The organism is Telmatospirillum siberiense, assembly GCF_002845745.1.
Lineage (GTDB): Bacteria > Pseudomonadota > Alphaproteobacteria > Rhodospirillales > Magnetospirillaceae > Telmatospirillum > Telmatospirillum siberiense.
On record NZ_PIUM01000001.1, the window covers coordinates 309,048 to 325,501 of the forward strand.

Annotated in this window: 11 protein-coding genes; 2 read left to right on the plus strand and 9 right to left on the minus strand. The window is 61.4% G+C overall.

The window, feature by feature from the left end; genetic code table 11:
- Positions 1 to 69 precede the first annotated feature (69 nt).
- Both chrA and CWS72_RS01490 read left to right on the plus strand, forming a co-directional pair.
- Positions 70 to 1,296 carry a chromate efflux transporter gene (gene chrA / locus CWS72_RS01485; RefSeq protein ID WP_476718205.1) on the plus strand — a complete coding sequence of 409 codons (1,227 nt, stop codon included), beginning with the start codon at positions 70 to 72 and terminating at the stop codon, positions 1,294 to 1,296.
- A 93-nt stretch (positions 1,297 to 1,389) separates the two neighbouring features.
- Positions 1,390 to 2,142 (plus strand): substrate-binding periplasmic protein, encoded by a 753-nt coding sequence (locus tag CWS72_RS01490; RefSeq protein WP_101248774.1) that lies wholly within the window; start codon positions 1,390 to 1,392, stop codon positions 2,140 to 2,142.
- 18 nt (positions 2,143 to 2,160) lie between these two features.
- On the opposite strand, the gene CWS72_RS01495 is transcribed toward CWS72_RS01490, so the two are convergent.
- The 9 genes from CWS72_RS01495 to CWS72_RS01535 form a co-directional block, all read right to left on the minus strand.
- The gene (locus CWS72_RS01495) at positions 2,161 to 4,413 is read right to left on the minus strand and encodes a GGDEF/EAL domain-containing response regulator (protein ID WP_101248775.1); all 2,253 of its coding nucleotides are present in this window, start codon (positions 4,411 to 4,413) and stop codon (positions 2,161 to 2,163) included.
- Complete coding sequence (locus CWS72_RS01500; protein WP_101248776.1) at positions 4,410 to 6,047, minus strand: ATP-binding protein; 1,638 nt, start codon at positions 6,045 to 6,047, stop codon at positions 4,410 to 4,412. The genes CWS72_RS01495 and CWS72_RS01500 overlap by 4 nt, the downstream gene beginning before the upstream one ends.
- Positions 6,048 to 6,249: 202 nt before the next feature.
- Positions 6,250 to 7,422, minus strand: a complete 1,173-nt coding sequence (locus tag CWS72_RS01505) for an MFS transporter (protein WP_101248777.1) — start codon at positions 7,420 to 7,422, stop codon at positions 6,250 to 6,252.
- A complete protein-coding gene (locus tag CWS72_RS01510) occupies positions 7,419 to 8,498 on the minus strand; it encodes a Kae1-like domain-containing protein (protein WP_101248778.1) in 1,080 nt (359 codons plus the stop codon). Before CWS72_RS01510 ends, CWS72_RS01505 begins: the two co-directional genes overlap by 4 nt.
- Positions 8,495 to 11,206 carry a glycosyltransferase gene (locus tag CWS72_RS01515; protein WP_101248779.1) on the minus strand — a complete coding sequence of 904 codons (2,712 nt, stop codon included), beginning with the start codon at positions 11,204 to 11,206 and terminating at the stop codon, positions 8,495 to 8,497. The genes CWS72_RS01510 and CWS72_RS01515 overlap by 4 nt, the downstream gene beginning before the upstream one ends.
- Before the next feature lie 316 nt (positions 11,207 to 11,522).
- Positions 11,523 to 12,161, minus strand: a complete 639-nt coding sequence (locus CWS72_RS01520; RefSeq protein ID WP_146002589.1) for a TorD/DmsD family molecular chaperone — start codon at positions 12,159 to 12,161, stop codon at positions 11,523 to 11,525.
- Between the two features lie 8 nt (positions 12,162 to 12,169).
- Complete coding sequence (locus CWS72_RS01525; RefSeq protein WP_101248781.1) at positions 12,170 to 13,072, minus strand: dimethyl sulfoxide reductase anchor subunit family protein; 903 nt, start codon at positions 13,070 to 13,072, stop codon at positions 12,170 to 12,172.
- A gap of 2 nt (positions 13,073 to 13,074) precedes the next feature.
- Positions 13,075 to 13,695 carry a DMSO/selenate family reductase complex B subunit gene (locus CWS72_RS01530; protein WP_101248782.1) on the minus strand — a complete coding sequence of 207 codons (621 nt, stop codon included), beginning with the start codon at positions 13,693 to 13,695 and terminating at the stop codon, positions 13,075 to 13,077.
- A 12-nt stretch (positions 13,696 to 13,707) separates the two neighbouring features.
- Positions 13,708 to 16,122 (minus strand): DMSO/selenate family reductase complex A subunit, encoded by a 2,415-nt coding sequence (locus CWS72_RS01535; protein ID WP_101248899.1) that lies wholly within the window; start codon positions 16,120 to 16,122, stop codon positions 13,708 to 13,710.
- Positions 16,123 to 16,454 lie beyond the last annotated feature (332 nt).

The window sequence follows — 16,454 nt, forward strand, 5'->3', positions numbered from 1 at the left end:
TGCGTGAAATCCGGAATTTCTCCGCTGACGTCATTCGTCACCCTCCCCATGTGAGTGGAGGGGATCAATATGATGTGGGGAATCATGCCGGAATATTCCATCGGCGTGGAGGGCGGCCGGGCGGGGATTTTTCAACGGGTATGTTCGGTTTTCCTGGTTTTTTTGCGTCTGGGCCTGACCAGTTTCGGTGGGCCCGTGGCTCATCTCGGCTATTTCCGCGAGGAATTCGTCCGGCGGCGAATGTGGCTCGACGAGGCCGCCTATGCCGATATCGTCGCCTTGTGCCAGTTTCTGCCCGGTCCCGCCAGCAGTCAGGTGGGCATTTGCATCGGCCTCCAGCGGGCGGGGCTGGCGGGATCCTTGGCCGCCTGGCTGGGTTTTACCCTGCCGTCCGCCCTGGTTCTTTGGGCGTTTGCCTGCGGGATAGATGCCCTGGGCGATTTACGGCAGGCGACGTGGTTGCACGGATTGAAGATCGTCGCGGTGTCCGTCGTCGCCCAGGCCGTGTGGGGCATGGCCCGGAGCCTTTGTCCCGACCGGCTGAGGATCAGTCTGGCGGTCGGTGCGGCCTTGCTGTCGCTCATCGCGCCGACGGTCATCGGCCAGATCGGAGCCATGGTCCTGGGGGGCGCGGTCGGCCTTATGGGACTGCCCCGGCCGCCGGCCAGGGACGATGGTAGCGCCTTGCCGAAGGTGCCCCCCGCCCTGGCGTGCTCCGCCCTCATCCTGTTCGTCGCCTTGCTGGCATTGTTGCCGGTGGTTGCCGCCGGCACGGGCAGTCAGACCTGGCGGTTGATCGACGGTTTCTTCCGTTCCGGGTCCCTCGTCTTTGGCGGGGGGCATGTGGTGCTGCCGTTGCTGCGGGCCGAAGTGGTGCAACCGGGCTGGATCGAGGGGGATGTTTTTCTGGCCGGCTACGGCGCCGCTCAGGCCGTTCCCGGTCCGTTGTTCACCTTCGCCGCCTATCTGGGGGCCGCGATGAAGCCGGCGCCGCATGGATGGCTGGGGAGTGTGATCTGCCTGGGGGCGATTTTCCTGCCGTCCTTTCTGCTGGTGATCGGCGTCTTGCCGTTCTGGGATCGGCTGCGCCGGAAAGTTTGGGCCCGGGCGGCGTTGCAGGGGGTCAATGCGGCGGTGGTCGGCGTATTGCTGGCCGCCCTCTATTCGCCGGTGTGGACCAGCGCGATTTTCGCGCCGGCCGATTTCGGTCTTGCCCTGGTGGCCTTCCTGCTGCTGGTTTTCTGGCGGTTGCCGCCCTGGCTGGTGGTGATCATGGGGGCCCTGGCCACGGCGTAGGAACCGTTTGGGGCCTTTCCCGATTGAGGTGTAGAATTTATCGGACGGCATCGTTGACGGATCTCCTTTCGTTCTTTGGCTAAGGATGATGCGATGTCCCGGATGGTCGCATTTCTCTGTTTCCTGATGTCGTTTCTCCTGGCGGGGGCCTATTGCCATGCCGAGACCGTAAGGGTTCTGACCGGAAATATTGAGCCTTATGCGATCGAGAACGGTCCGCGTCCGGGTTTCGCCATCGAGATCGTCCAGGAAATGGGACGGCGGGCCGGCATCGATGTCGAGATCAACTTCATGCCCTGGCAAAGGGCGTTGCTGGAGGCAAGCCTGGGGCACGATGTCGCCATCGTGCCCGTCGTGCGGACGGTCGAGCGGGAAGCACTCTATAGCTGGATCCAGCCGATCATGCCGGGCGAGCCATTTTATCTTCTGGCGATACGTCCCGACGTCGACATTTCCAGTTTCGAAGCCGTGAGGAATTCGGTGATCGGCGGCATGGCCAATGCTCCCGCCGAGAGCATCCTGAGGCGAGCCGGACTGCGGTATCTCGATCTGTCCACCGACAATATCATCAACGCCAGAAAGTTGTTGGCCGGCCGCTTCGATGTTTGGTTCGCCCGCGAGGCGGAAGCCAAATTGGCGATGACCAGATTGGGCGAGAGCCCGGCCCGACTGCGCCGTGGATTCGTCGTCGATGCGCCGCCGAGCTATCTGGCGGCGTCGCGGGATTTCTCGCCGCTTATCGCCCGGCGGCTGGCCAAGGCCTTCGATTCCATGAAGGCGGACGGCAGTTACGAACGGATCGTCAACAGTTACGGCTATGGTTGGCTGGCCAGGCAAGGTCCGTGAATGGGGGCTCTTCTTTTATTAAAAGACCGTATTTTGCCTTTCCTGCTTCAGCCACAGCACCAGGTTTTCTTCCGGCATTGGTTTGGCGAACAGGAAACCCTGCGCGACATCGCAGCCGATGTCGTGCAGATATTTCGCCTGCTCAGGGGTTTCGATGCCCTCCGCGACGGTGGTCAGGTTGAGCTTTCGACCGAGCGTCACGATGGTTTCGGTCAGATTCCCGCCCCGGTCTTGGCCGATTTCGCTCACGAAACTCCTGTCGATCTTCAATGTGCCGATAGGCATGAAATCGAGGCGTGACAGAGATGAGTAGCCGGTGCCGAAATCATCCAGTGCGACGCTGACGCCAAGTTGCTTGAGTTCGGCCAAGGTCGCCAGAACCTGCTTGGGGTCGTTCATGGTCAGGTTTTCGGTGATTTCCAGTTCCAACTGTGTGGGTTTCATGCCGTGATTTTCCAGAATGGCGGCGACGCGGCGCACGAAATCGGCGGAACGGAATTGCGTCAGGCTGGCGTTGACGGCGACGCGCGGCGGCGCGCCCGGCAAGGCCTGGACCTTGGTGAATAGCCGGCAGGCCTGGTCGAGGACCCAGTAGCCGATTTCGACGATCAGTCCGGAATCCTCGGCCAAGGGGATGAATACCGCCGGCGGCTGCACGAAACCGCCGCCCTGCGGCCAGCGGATCAAAGCCTCCATGCCCCACATCGTTTGGGTCTGAAACTCGATCTGGGGTTGATACCAGACCGACAACTCGCGCTTTTCAAACGCCAAATGCAGATCGCCGATGACGCTCAATCGCTGACGGAGCTTGTTCTCCATCTCAAGGGCGAAATAGGCGTAGTGCAAATGGGGGTCGAACCTGGCCAGGCTGAGCGCGATGTTGGAACGGCTCAGCAAGACGGCTCCGGATTGGGACTCGTCGGTGGCGCGGCACAATCCGAGCGTGACAGAGATCGGCAGCATATGCCCTTCGCAGGGAAGCGGCGCCTTGAAGAGATCCAGAAGAACGCTGGGATTGACCGCGCTTTCCGGTCCGGCGACCGCGAAAATATTGCCGTCGATGCGACCCAGGCGGCAGCTTTCCGGCAGGCCCTGACGTAATCGCAAGGCCACCGCCCGCAGCAGGGCATTGCCGAAATCCTCTCCCAGTCCGTCGTTGACGTCGTGGAAATGGGCCAGATCGATCAGAGCCACGACGAGGCCCGCGTCCCGCTCTTCGGCACAATCGAGGATGCGGGTAAAGCCGCCGTGGTTGCAAAGTCCCGTCAGCAGGTCGTGAAAGGCCACGTGGTTCAATTCTTCGACAAGATGGACATTGCCGTAACAGGCCGAGATATTGGTGGTGAAGACCTCGATCAGGCTGCGATCGTTCGGCGAAAGGTTGCGCGTCGTATGGATGTAGATCGCACCTTCTATCTGGTCGCTGCGTAAATAGAGCACGGTGAAACGCTCGCCGAACTGATGGCGGCGCGCCGCCATCGCGGCGGCGATCAGATCGGGGATCGGGCTATCGACCATCTGCGACAGCGGCAAGCTGAGATATTTGGAGAAGCGTCCGGCCGCGCCGACGATATATAGTTCCTCGTTGTCGGCGGGAGCGACGCGCATGCCGCGCTGGACGCAGACCAACCCGTCGACAGGAACGTCCAGCAAGGCGGCGATCTGCGTCAGCACGCCTTCCGCGAAGGTGTTGATCGCCCGCAACTCCATCAGATCGGCGGCGGCGTGAATGATCAATTCCAGTCCACGCCGATTTTCGGCGATGGTTCTGATTTGATGGTAGGAGCGAATGGCCGCCATCAAGGAGGTCACCAGCCGGGTCTGGGTCAACTCGGATTTGGTGCGATAGTCGTTGATGTCGTAATGCTCGAAGACTTGCAGTTCGGGCGCGTAGCCCGGTTGTCCGGTCCGTAGGATGATGCGGGGCTCCGTCAGGCCGCGGACATTGCGGATATGTTCGGTCAGGTGAAGTCCCGCGTCGCTGGTCTCCATGACGACGTCCAGCAGGATCGCGGCGAAATTCGTTTCATGGTCGAGAATATCGCGGGCCGCGGCGGCCGAACCGGCATGAAGCAGCCGCAGCGGACGTCCCATGATCCGGACGTCCTTCAAGGCGTAATCGGTGGCCTGGTGCACCTCCTCGTCGTCGTCGACCACCAGGATGAGCCAATGGTCGTCGGAAATTGTTTCTTGTGCCGCGTCATCGTCGAGGATGAGCACGACGTCGTCGTTCTGCGACCCTTCGGTGTCGTGTCGGGACGGTGGGATCATGTTTTCTCCCCGGATTGGTTCGGTTTTTTGATGGCGTCCAAGGGAAAGGACAAATCGAAGCGCGTTCCCGCGCCGGGATGCGAGGACATCCGCAAGTTGCCGTTCAATGCCCCGGTTACCAGGTTATAGACGATATAAAGTCCCAGTCCGGACCCGCCCTGGCCAAATTTCGTCGTAAAAAAAGGATCGAAGGCCCGCCTCGCCGTTTCCTCAGACATTCCCTTTCCATCATCCTGGTAGGTCAGCGTCAGATCGCCGTCTTCCGCCCGAGCCGTGATGGTAATGGTGCCGGTATGCTCGGCATCGAATGCATGCAATATACTATTTGTGATGAAATTTATTAATATCTGTTCAATAGGTCCTGGATGATTATCGAGTAAAATGTCATCTGGAATATCAATTTTTACTGAAATTCCCGTATTTTTTAGTTTGTTGTGTAGGGATGACAGCATTTCCTGTACGATTGCGGCAAGCTGGAAGCGCCGCTGGCCGAAACTACCCTGGTCAACGGCGACCTGTTTGAAGTTGCCGATCATTCCTGCCGCACTTTCCGCCCCGCGGATCAGGATGCGCGTCGCTTCGAGGTTTTCCGCCACGAAATTGTCGAGAACCGACCGTTGTATGGAACCGGAACGGATACGTTCCGCGAACGTTTCGGCGCGGGTCCGCAATGTGGTGGCCACGGTCAATATGTTGCCGAGCGGTGTATTGAGTTCGTGCGCCACGCCGGCCACCAACTGCCCCAGCGCCGCGAGCTTTTCGGCGTTGACCAGGTGGTCCATGGCCAGACGCAGGTTTTCGTTCGTCTTGGCAAGCTCGGCCGTCCGCTCTTCGACCCGACGTTCCAGGGAGGCGGCCAATTGGCGGAGTTCCTCGCCGATGCGATCTTGTTCCGCGAGACTTTTCTGGAACGCCGTGATGAGACGATTGACGGCTTCGGCGATCATGCCAAGTTCGTCTTCCGCGTGCCCTTGCGGAACGGTTAGCATCTGCCGGATGGGTTGGCTTGGCTCGATCTCAGCGACGCTGCCGGCAAGTCGCAGCAGCGGCTTCGTGGTCAGGACATGAAAAAGCATCGCCATGATCGTGGCGATCGCGACGGCGCGGATCATGCTGGAGAGAGCCATGCGCGAAAAACCGTTCTCCAGATTGTCGAGAATTGCTCCGCTATCGATGGCGACCATCAGTTCTCCGACATGAATCGGCTCGCCGACGTAATTGTCGTTGAACAGCGCAATTTGGAACGGCGGAATCGGCGTCACGAGGTAATTTGAAATGTTGGTCAAATTCTGATCGGCGGGGGAGCGTTTGGCTTGCCCCAGAATTCCGCCGAAGTCGTCCCTGATTTCGGCGGAAAGGATCTCGTGGTCGTTGATGAGTTTGCTGACGATACGCTGTGCCAGGGTTTTATCGATGGTATAGGCCGCAGATGCGGCGGGTTCCGTCACCATATCGAGAACAAGGCGAATGGCTTCTTCCGATCGTGCTCTTTCCTCCCTTAAGTTGAGGAAGAATTCGACAAAACTCACTCCGAAGCCAACAAGAAGGGCGATAATGACAGTAAAAAAAGCATGACGGGTGGATAGCCTGTGGCGTAGGGATGGTGATTTTCCATGGATGCTTGATGTCGACATCTCACAGTCCCTGCGTCCCGCAGCATATAATATCAGGCGTTATTTTTGATAAGTGAGTAATTCCATGAAGTCACGATGCTGCGCAAGATATGAGCTGACGCGTAAGCTTGCCGTGGAGGACCCCTTCACGAGTTATCCTATAATTAAATATATTGTATGGTTAGATTTTTTTGCGGTTTGATTGAGTTAAAAGCGGAAAACTCTAACCCTCTTGGTGCCCGCAGATTAGCCCGCCGGTCCAGCGTCGGCGCATCGGCTGGGCGAGCGCCCAGGCGGCGAGCGAAAGCGAGGCCATGACGAGGAAGGCGTATCCGCCCAGGGACTGGTAAAGCCGCCCCGACATCAACATGGCCGCGCCCGGCACGATGCCGGTCGTCACCGCCGAATAGATTCCCTGTGCGCGGGCCGACAGGCCAGCCGGAATCGCCCGCATGATGAAGTGCATGGCTCCCAGATGGCCGGCACCGAAGGTGAAGGCGTGGAGCAATTGCGCCGGCGCCAGAAACAAGGGATCGGTGGTGGCGGCGAGAACCGCCCAGCGGATCGCTCCGGCGATACCCGCGCAGGCGATCAGGCGACCCGGTCCGAAGCGGGCGATCAATCGGGCGCCGCAGGCGAACAGGACCACTTCCGCGATCACGCCTTCCGCCCATAAGCCGCCGATGACCGTGCCGGAAAGACCGGCTGCATGCCAATGCAGGGTGGCGAAACCGTAATAGATCATGTGGCTGGCCTGCATCAGGCTGCAAACGGCGAGAAACAGCAGAAAGACCGGGCGCGACAGCAACTCTCCGATCGGCTGCTGACGGCTTTTCCCCGGCGCTTGCGGCAGGTCGGGCAGTTGGGCCGCGGCGAGAAGGGCAAGGACGAGGCCGGCCAGACAGCTTAGCAAAATGGCGGAGCGGGGCGCGTCGATCAGAAACTGGCCGGCCAGACCCGAAATGACGATAAAGCTCAACGATCCCCACAGGCGAATACGTCCATAATCGAGCCGATGGCGCACGGCGCTTTGCAAGGTCAGGCTGTCGCCCAGCGGCAACATGGCGGTGAAGGCTGCCGACGACAGCAATGTCGCCAGCAGTACGGCGGCGAAGCCATCCGCCCAGAAGAATAGGGTGGTTGTCGACAGGCTGAGGATGGCGAGAATGATCAGGCCCTTGCGGCGACCGCCATGGCGGTCGGTGATGTGCCCGAGCAAGGGGTTGGTGAGCGCCTTGACCAGATAGGAGGCGGCCAGTATCCAGCCGATCTCGGCCGCGGCGAGACCCTTCGAGGAAAGATAAAGCGGCCAATAGGGGAGCTGGATGCCGATGACCGAGAACAGGGCGGCGTAATAAAAAGAAAGGCGGAGCGTTATGGATGGGCGACCGGTCATCGCGCGCGGCCGGCCTCCAGCGCCGCCACCCAGGCCTGTCCCAGGCTGACTCCCGGATCGCCGGGCGAGGCGGCCTTGGGCAACAGCGGGATCAGGCCGCGCTCGGCAAGGCCATCCTCCAGGCCCTGCCGCAGCACCTTGTTGAAGAAACAACCGCCTCCCATGGCGACCTTGCGAATGCCGGTCGCCTCCGCCGCCTGGCAAACCCAATCCAGCATGGCGGCGACCAGCGTGCCGTGAAACAGATCGGCGCCGTCGGCGGCGTCGCGGTCGAGCAGGGCTTCCATGGTGGGAAGGAGATCGAGGACTCCCTCGTCGATCGACCAGCCGTCTTTCAGGACACGCGGTCTGCGCACCATGGCTTCCAGCGCCATCGGCGCCTGGCCTTCGAAGTCGGCCACGAGGTGAACGCCTAAAAGACCGCAGGCGGCGTCGAACAGCCGGCCCGCGCTCGATGTCGGGGGACTGTTGAGATTTCGCCCGATGATATGTCCCAGCATGGCGGCGCCGGGTTGGGCGCCGTAGCGGCCGGCGATCTCGCCGTCGCGGCCCAACCGATGCAGGACGGCGGCGGCCATCCGCCAGGGTTGGCGCGACGCCAGATCCCCGCCCGGCTGTGCCAGGGGCGCCAAATGACCGATGCGACGGTAATCCGGTCCGTCGACCAGCAACAGTTCGCCTCCCCAGGATTGGTTGCCCGGGCCCAGGCCGAAACCGTCGAGGGCCAGTCCGATGACCGTTTCCTCCAAACCATGTTCGGCCGCGACGGCCGCGATATGGGCGTGGTGATGCTGCACGGCCAGGGCGGGAGAGCTCTGGCCTTCAGCCCAGCGGGTCGAATAGAAATCGGGGTGCAGGTCGTGGGCGATCAGGGCCGGTTTCAGGCCGAGAGTCCGGATCAGTTCCGCCGCCGCCCGCTCGAAGGTGGCGATCGTCTCGCTGCTGTCCAGATTGCCGATGGCCGGCGTTATCAGGGCCAGATTGCCCTGGATGGCGCACAGCGTGTTTTTCAAAAAGGCCCCAACGGCCAGCGTCTCCGGCAGCCGGTGGGGCAGGGTGATCGCGATGGATGTCATTCCGCCGCTTGCGTCGGGGCGAGGGGCGGGGCCTTCGGTTTGCCGAGAAGCCAGCGCATGAAGCCTTCCGTCGGCAATGCGGAAATCATCGCCGTCGTCAGCGCCGCCAGATAAGGAATGGATTGCACGCTCAATACCAGCGCCCAGATGCGCGCGTCGAAATCGTTCCATCCCTTGACGGCCAGGATCAGCCCCGCGCAGAACCATTGCGACAGCATCAGTACGGTTTCTTCCGACGCCATCATGAAGCCGGCCGTCCAGGCGGCCTTGTCTTCGCATTTCGGGGTCCTGAGGAAGGGGATGGTCTTGGTGAAGACGCCCTGCCACATGGCGCGGCCGATGTAATAGGTCAGGCCCATGCCGGCGATGGCCGAGCCGATGCGCTGGCGCCAATTGCATTTGACTCGGGTGGAATAAAGGAACTGGTGATGGATCATCTTGGCCACGAACACGCCGACGGTCGGCATGACGAAAATGGCCAGGGGAAAATCGAAGGTGCGCGGTGAAACGACCAGTCCGATGGTCCAGAAGACCGACAGGATGGTGAACATCACATAAAGCGCATCGGCGAACCAGGGTAGCCAGCCGGTGATGAAGTGGTATTTCTGGCTGGCGGTCAGTCCGGTATTGCGGAAGGGGATCAGCGCCCGCCAATGGCCTTTGAGAATCTGGCAGGCGCCATAGGCCCAGCGGAACCGCTGCTTCTTATAGGCCGTGAAGTTGTCGGGGGTCAGGCCGTGGCCGAAGCGGTGGCTGAGATAGACCGATTCATAACCGTTCTCCAGAAGCCGCAAGCCCAGTTCGGCGTCCTCGACGATGGTCCATTCGGCCCATTTCCCCGTTTCCTCCAGGGCCTGGCGCCGGATCAGCGTCATCGTGCCATGCTGGATGATGGCGTTGTCCTCGTTCCTGGCCACCATGCCGATGTCGAAGAATCCGGCATATTCCCAGTTGATGAATTCCTTGAACAGATCGAATTCCCATTCGCGGTGGTCCTGCGGCGCCTGGACCCAGCCCACCTTCGGATTTTCGAAATAGGGAACCAGCACCTTCAGCCAATCGGGGTTGACCTGATAGTCCGAATCGATGACGCCAATGACCTCGGCCTCGGGATCGGTCTGGGTGAGGGCGAAGTTCAACGCGCCGGCCTTGGCGCCCGGCCATTTTCCCAAATGATAGAAGCGGAAGCGATCGCCAAGTTGGGCGCAATAATCCTGGACCGGCTTCCAGACTTCCGGGTTCCTGGTGTTGTTGTCGAGCACCAGAACCTCGAAATTCGGGTAATCGAGGGCGTTCAAGCTGTCGAGCGTCAGCTTCACCATCTCGGGCGGTTCGTTGTAGCAGGGCAGATGCAGCGAAACCTTGGGGAAGCGGGTGGCGTGCGGCGAGGTTTCCGGCGTGAAGGTGCGGCGCATCTGCCGCGCCCAGGTCAGTTCGGTCATCTCATAGCCGGCGATCAGGACGACCACCAGCAGGATCAACTGGGCCGGCAGCAGGACCGAATACATCAACTCGGTCGATGGCGCGAAGTCGCGGATCATCGGTACCGACATGGTCCAGATGACCAGCGAGGCCGCCCCCTGCACCAGGGCGGCGAAGAAGATCTTGCCGCGCGTCCGCAGGTGGCTCCAGTTATAGAGGAACCAGATTACCGGCAGCAGGGCGAGAATGGTCGCCGCGATGGCCTGGATCGGCCACTGCTTCATTTCGAGCACCGGCTCGACCATCGAGAATTTTGGATTGCGGTCGGCGTCCCAGACACCCCAATGGGTGCCCACCGTCCATTCGAAGGCTTTCTTCCAGGGCTGGTCGAAGGCTTCGATGACGTTGTAGTCGATGCCCTCCTCGGTGGCGCGGTTCAGGAAGCGGCGCAGGAAGAGAGCCTGGTTGATCACGGAAGGCTCGGCCTTCTGGCGGCCCTTGCCGGCCGACGGCCACCCCACCTCGGCCAGCATGACGTGCTTGTCGGGGTAGATGCGCCGCAAGGCGTCATATTGGCCGAAGACGAAATCCACCGCATGTTCGGCCGGGATGCCTTCCCAATAGGGCAAGACGTGCAAGGCGATGAAATCGACCTCGCGGACCAGTTCCGGATGCGACAGCCATACGGACGCCGGCTCGGCGGTGGAGACCGGCAGCGAAACCTTGGCTTTGACCTGCCGGATATAACGGATCAATTGCGGGACGGTGGTCTGCCCGGTGAGGATGGTCTCGTTACCGACGATGACGCGGTTGATGTTGGGGTTTTCGCGCACCATGGCGATGACGCCGTTGATCTCCTCCTCGTTGGCGGTGAGATCGTGCATCTGCGTCTGATAGGCTTTCAGCTCGTCCGGGGACATCTGTCCAACCGGCTTGTCGAGGCGCAGGTTGGGGTCGGCCAGCGCTCCGGACAACCAGGCGCCCGCCGTGACCGTCAGATTGTATTTCGCCGCCATGGCCGGAATGGTCTGGGTCATCGGCTTGGCATTGTAGAGCCGGATGGAGTTCACCACCGGGGCGACCTGCGCCAGATCCTTGTCGATCGATTCCGGTGGCGGTTCGCGGTCCGCCAGCGGATCGTCGTCCTTGCGGTAGGGACTGAAGGAAATACTGCTGATCTCGCCGTGCCAGGCGACGTCGGAGTGCGGGCGATTCATCAGCCACCACACACCGAGATTGACCAGAATGATCACAAGCAGAACGACGAAACCGGAGATACGGCGCATATTGACAGTCTTCTATTCGCTACCAGACCAGGAAACGGCCGGTCCCATCCATTGCAAGAAGCGATCCCGCGTCAGCAGCATACCCGCTTCCACGCAGCGCATCCAAGTTGAACGATGATATGGGTGCCGGTTGGCCGTGCCGGCAGGGGTTTACCTCTTCGTGCCAGGCCCGTCATCCGGCATCGGCGGGCAAGGGCGCCGACCTGTTCATCTGTCCGGATGGAGCGGGCCGGACTATAGCCGATCACCCGCTTCCCGTCGAGAGGCGCGAAGAGGGTGGCTCATGCGAGAAGCGCAGGGCTGGTAAAGCTTCGCATTAGCGCCCGAAAAGGGCTTCCAGACTGAAGAGCGTCCGCGCGCAGAGATCGGCGGCGCCCCGATAAAACGGCGTCGCGGCGAGGCGGCCGATTTCCCGCAGGCAGTCAAAGGCCCACAGGGAGGTATGGAGATGATGGAAGGCGCGGGCGGTCTCCAATTCCCCTGCGGCGGCGTCCGGCCGCCCGTCCTCCAGGATCTGTCCGGAACGAATCAATAGGGCGGCCAGGAAGGTGAGTTCGAGGGACAGGTGATCCTCGGGTTCGTGAATGTCGTCCGGCGTCGTGAACCCGGCTTGGGCGTAGGCCAGTCTCACTTCTTCAGTGCAGTCGCCGTAGAGCAGCCGTTCCCGGGTTCGCCAGACCGATTCCCACATCGGCACCGGTTCGACGGGTCCGATGAACAGGGCTGTGTTGTCGGCCTCGATCGCCGAGAGATATTCCTCTGTCGGGGTGTCCAGCGCGTCCAGCACGGCGGCCTGGTTTTCCCTCGTGGTTTCATCGGTCAGGGGTAGTGGCCAGCTACCGGAAAGTCCCTCTTCGGCGCAGCGGTGCAGCAGGGTCCGGTTGAATTCCGGATGAAAGAGGTTCGCGCAGAACCCGAGGGCCGCGCCGTGCGCGAAGAGGAGGTCTGTTTCCATGACGATGCTCAAAGGCCCATGAGGATGTGAGTGCTGTAGAAAATCAGGCGGCCGAGGAATTCCCCCGCCATTCCGAAAAACAGCGCGAAGACGGCCAGTGGCGCCGAAAGGCCATTGCCGTCTCGCTTGAAGGCGGGGATCAGCACGCGCAGGAACAGGGCGGAAGCCAGAACCGGCAGGACCAGCCGCAGGGCGAAGACCGGCATCCCGATATCGGACAGAATCGTCAGGATGGACTCGCCGCGGGCGTTATGCTGCGCCCCGGCCAGGAGGTCGAAGGGAATTTCGGCGAATTTCAGGCCAAGTCCCAAGGCCAGGCCGAGCAGGATCGTGGCGATCACCCAATTTCCCGGGCCTTTCTCGTCGGCGGGAACGCTCACGGTCCAGTTGACGCTGGCGAGCAGACCGATTCCCAGGGAGCCCAGCAGAAAAGCGGCTCCGAAGAAATTCAGCAGCGTCGAGGGCGAGTTCCAGGCCGGCACGGTGACGAGCATGTAAACCCGCGCCATGGCGTAGACCGTGGCTAATCCGGCCAGGCAGGACAGGACGGTGATGAGGGGGACGAGTCTGGCCAGGAAGGGAATGGTTCTGGTGAGCGGAGGAAAGACGCGCACCGCGACCAGGACTGCCAGGGTGGCGACGAAGAGGCCGGTGCAGAGAACCTCGCGGCTCAGCCAGGACTGGCCGAGGTGGAAAATGGTGAAGGGGCTGTGCAGGGGATTGCCCAGATGGGCGAGGGAAATCAGCATGCCCACCGCGCCCAGCGCGAAACAGACGATGTCCCGTCCGGCGAACAGCCGCTTTGCGGCGGCTCCCGCCCTCATGCGAGCCAGTTCGGACAGAACCATCATTCCCGCCGCCATCTGTACGACCAGGGTAAAGACGGCCAACGGCCATTCGGCGGTATTCATGATCAAAGTTCCTCCGGATTGCGGATTCGACCGCGATCGGAATGCGCGGCCTTGGCGGTCCGGCCGGGTGTGACGACGAGGCTGGGCTGGGTAATCGTCGGTTCGGGCAGTGGAGCCACGGTGGTCGCCTCTCCGAAGCGCGCCTTCAACTCGTCATACTCCCCGAAGGTCAGCGAGCGGCAGGGGCAGGCGGCCACGCAGGCGGGGGCCTTGCCTTGCAACTGGAAATCCTCGCAGAAGTCACATTTGGTCATCATGCCGATCTGCGGGTTGAACTGCGGCGCGCGATAGGGGCAGGCCATTTCGCAATAGCGGCAGCCGACGCATTTCGCGTGGTCGACTTTGACGATGCCGCATTCATCCTTATGCATCGCGGTGGTCGGGCAGGATCGGACGCAGATCGGATCCTCGCAATGATTGCAGGAGATCGACATGTAATAGCCGAAGACGTCCTGGGCGAAAGTTCCGTCCGTTTGTCGAACCCAGTTGCCTCCGCTGTATTCCGTCACGCGGCGCCATTTGACGCCTTCCGGCAGATCGTGCTTGTCCTTGCAGGCGACCATGCAGGTCTTGCAGCCGGTGCAGGTCTTGAGGTCGATATGAAAGGCGGGGCGTTTCAACATGATATCCGTCCTTTAGGCCTTGGCGATTTCGACCAGGGTCGAGTGTTGGGGGTTGCCCTTGGCCAAGGGGGAGGGGCGGTGCGTGGTGAGGACGTTGGGGCTGCCACCCTGGTCCACGCCATGCGCATCGGGCGCGTACCAGGCGCCTTCCGGCAGGGATACGGTGCCCGGGATGATGCGTGGCGTGACCTTGGCCTTGATGACGCTGGCGCCGCGATCGTTATGAATGCGGACCAGGTCGCCATGGCGGATACCCCGGGGTTCGGCGTCCATGGGATTGATCCAAAGTTCCTGGGGCGCGATCTCCTTCAGCCACGGGATGTTGCCGTAGGTGGAATGGGTCCGCTGCTTGTAGTGGTGGGTGATCATTTGCAAGGGGAAGCGTTTGCGCGCCGGGTCGAGATAGCCCTCAAACCCCTCGTTGAATTCCGGAAGCGCGGGAATCCGGTCGCCTTCGGACAATTCCCAGGTATGGCCGATATCCCATAGTCTTTTCGAGAAAATTTCGATCTTGCCGGATGGCGTCTTCAGCGGATGGGCGGCCGGATCCTCGCGGAAGGCCTTGAGCGGCACGTCGGGAGGACCGGGATTTCTGATCTTGAGGACGCCCATCTTCCAGGCTTCCTCGAGCGTCTGGGGGAGATCGGGCAATTTCGCGCGGGACTGGTCGAGCAGATATTGCAGCCACTGATCGCGGGTCCGGCCTTCGGTGAACTTGTCCTTGAAGCCCAGGCGGCCGGCGAGGTCGGCGCAAACCTCGTAAAGCCCCCGGGATTCGAAGAGTGGCTCGATCGCTTTCTTGCCGAAGATCACGTAGCCCATTTCGCTGACATAATCGGAACGGGCGAATTCGTCTTCTTCGAGATTGGTCGTGCCGGGCAGCAGGATGTCGGCGAAGCGGGCGCTCGGCGTCATGAAATGGTCGAGCACCACGATCATCTCGCATTTCCGTTCGTCGGCCAGGATCCCGGCGGTGCGATTGATGTCCGAATGCTGGTTGATCAAGGTGTTGCCGGCATAGTTCCAGATGAACTTGATCGGCGCCTTCAGCCGATCCGTTCCCTTGATGCCGTCCTTGAACGCCGTCATTTCCGGGCCGCGCTCGATGGCGTCCGTCCACAGGAAGACGGGCAGCTTGGCCGTGACGGGGTTGGTCAGCACCGGGAAGGACGAGAACGGATTGACGTAGCCGACCTCGCGTGCGCCGGTATTGCCGCCGGGGATGCCGACATTGCCGGTCAGGATCGCCAGCATGGCGATGGCCCGGCAGGCGTCTTCGCCGTTGGAATGACGTTGCGGGCCCCATCCCTGGCTGATGCAGCAGGGCTTGGCCTGGCCGATCTGGCGAGCCAGCCGGACGATCGTCTCGGCCGGTATCCCGCAGATGGAAGCCGCCCAGGACGGCGTCTTGACCAATCCGTCCGGTCCCTGGCCCATGACATAGGCCTTGTAGGAGGAGTTCGCCGGCACGTCGGCCGGCATATGGGCCTCGTCGAATCCCAGGCAATAGGTGTCGAGAAATGTCTGGTCGACCATGTTCTCGCTGATCAGGACATGGGCGATGGCCGCGCTCAGGGCTCCGTCGGTGCCGGGCCGGATGGGGATCCATTCGTCCGCCACTGCTGCGGTGTCGCTGAAGCAGGGATCGACGACGATCAGGCGGACGTCGCTTTTCTCCCTCGCCACCAGCATATCGTGAACGATGCCGCCGCCGCTCATCCGCGTCCCGGCGGGATTGTTGCCGAACATGACGACCAGCTTGCTGTTTGCCATGTCCGACATGGCGTTGCCCGCGTTGATCCCGTAAAGATAGGGCATGCCCGTGGCGATTTGCGCGGTGCTGTAGGTATTGTGCTGATTGAGGAAGCCGCCGTAGCAGTTCATCAGCCTGACCAGCGGCGTGAAGGCGTTCGCCCGCGACATCAGGCCGCCGGTGCTGCCGCTGCCGTACTGCAGGTAGAAGGCTTCGTTGCCAAAGCGCTCCTTGATGTCCTTCATCTTGGCGGCGATGGTATCCAGGGCCTCGTCCCAGGAGATTCGCCTGAACTTGCCCTCTCCGCGCTTGCCGGTGCGGATCATCGGATATTTCAAGCGGTCGGGCGAGTAGACGCGCTTGCGCATGGAGCGTCCGCGCAGACAGGCGCGAATCTGGTGCATGCCATATTCATCGTTTCCGGACTCGTCCGTCTCGATGCTGGTGATGACATTGTTGGCGACATGGGTGCGCAGCAGACAACGGCTGCCGCAATTCACGTTGCAGGAACTGGTGATGATCGCCTCGGCGGCGGTCGCGGCGGCGCCGGCATCGGCCAAGGCGGGGCGGAGCAACCCGGCGCCGCTTCCCAGGGCGCTCAAGCCGCCAAGAGCGCTGCACCATTTCAAGACCGTCCGACGGTCCACTCCATTCAGTCCGATACTCTTCATCATGGAAACCTTTAACGAGCGGGGTTTTTCGGGCATTCGCCGGCGGAGGCGCCACCCGCGAGGGATGGCGCCGCCTGCAGCGCCGGCCTTGCGAAAGACCACACTGTGGATATGACTTTTAGCTTAAGCAGGGAAGGTGAATGGCGTTACGTTTTGAAGCGAACAGCATGTAAAATTTTATGAACACATGTGAACGGGCGGCGCCTCCTAGGGCGTGTTGACATTTGGCAATCGGCCAGATTCTCTTCGTCCTCTTGATCGTTCCGGTGCGCTCCGGCTTTTGATTAACCACCAAGGCACCAAGTCACCAAGGTGGCGGAGCATACCACCGGCAT

Coding starts and splice junctions, on each gene's coding strand:
- CWS72_RS01515 (WP_101248779.1), bottom strand. CDS start 11,206: ATGCGCCGTATCTCCGGTTTCGTCGTTCTGCTTGTGATCATTCTGGTC.
- CWS72_RS01500 (WP_101248776.1), bottom strand. CDS start 6,047: ATGTCGACATCAAGCATCCATGGAAAATCACCATCCCTACGCCACAGG.
- CWS72_RS01490 (WP_101248774.1), top strand. CDS start 1,390: ATGTCCCGGATGGTCGCATTTCTCTGTTTCCTGATGTCGTTTCTCCTG.
- CWS72_RS01520 (WP_146002589.1), bottom strand. CDS start 12,161: ATGGAAACAGACCTCCTCTTCGCGCACGGCGCGGCCCTCGGGTTCTGC.
- CWS72_RS01505 (WP_101248777.1), bottom strand. CDS start 7,422: ATGACCGGTCGCCCATCCATAACGCTCCGCCTTTCTTTTTATTACGCC.
- CWS72_RS01525 (WP_101248781.1), bottom strand. CDS start 13,072: ATGAATACCGCCGAATGGCCGTTGGCCGTCTTTACCCTGGTCGTACAG.
- chrA (WP_476718205.1), top strand. CDS start 70: ATGATGTGGGGAATCATGCCGGAATATTCCATCGGCGTGGAGGGCGGC.
- CWS72_RS01495 (WP_101248775.1), bottom strand. CDS start 4,413: ATGATCCCACCGTCCCGACACGACACCGAAGGGTCGCAGAACGACGAC.
- CWS72_RS01535 (WP_101248899.1), bottom strand. CDS start 16,122: ATGATGAAGAGTATCGGACTGAATGGAGTGGACCGTCGGACGGTCTTG.
- CWS72_RS01530 (WP_101248782.1), bottom strand. CDS start 13,695: ATGTTGAAACGCCCCGCCTTTCATATCGACCTCAAGACCTGCACCGGC.
- CWS72_RS01510 (WP_101248778.1), bottom strand. CDS start 8,498: ATGACATCCATCGCGATCACCCTGCCCCACCGGCTGCCGGAGACGCTG.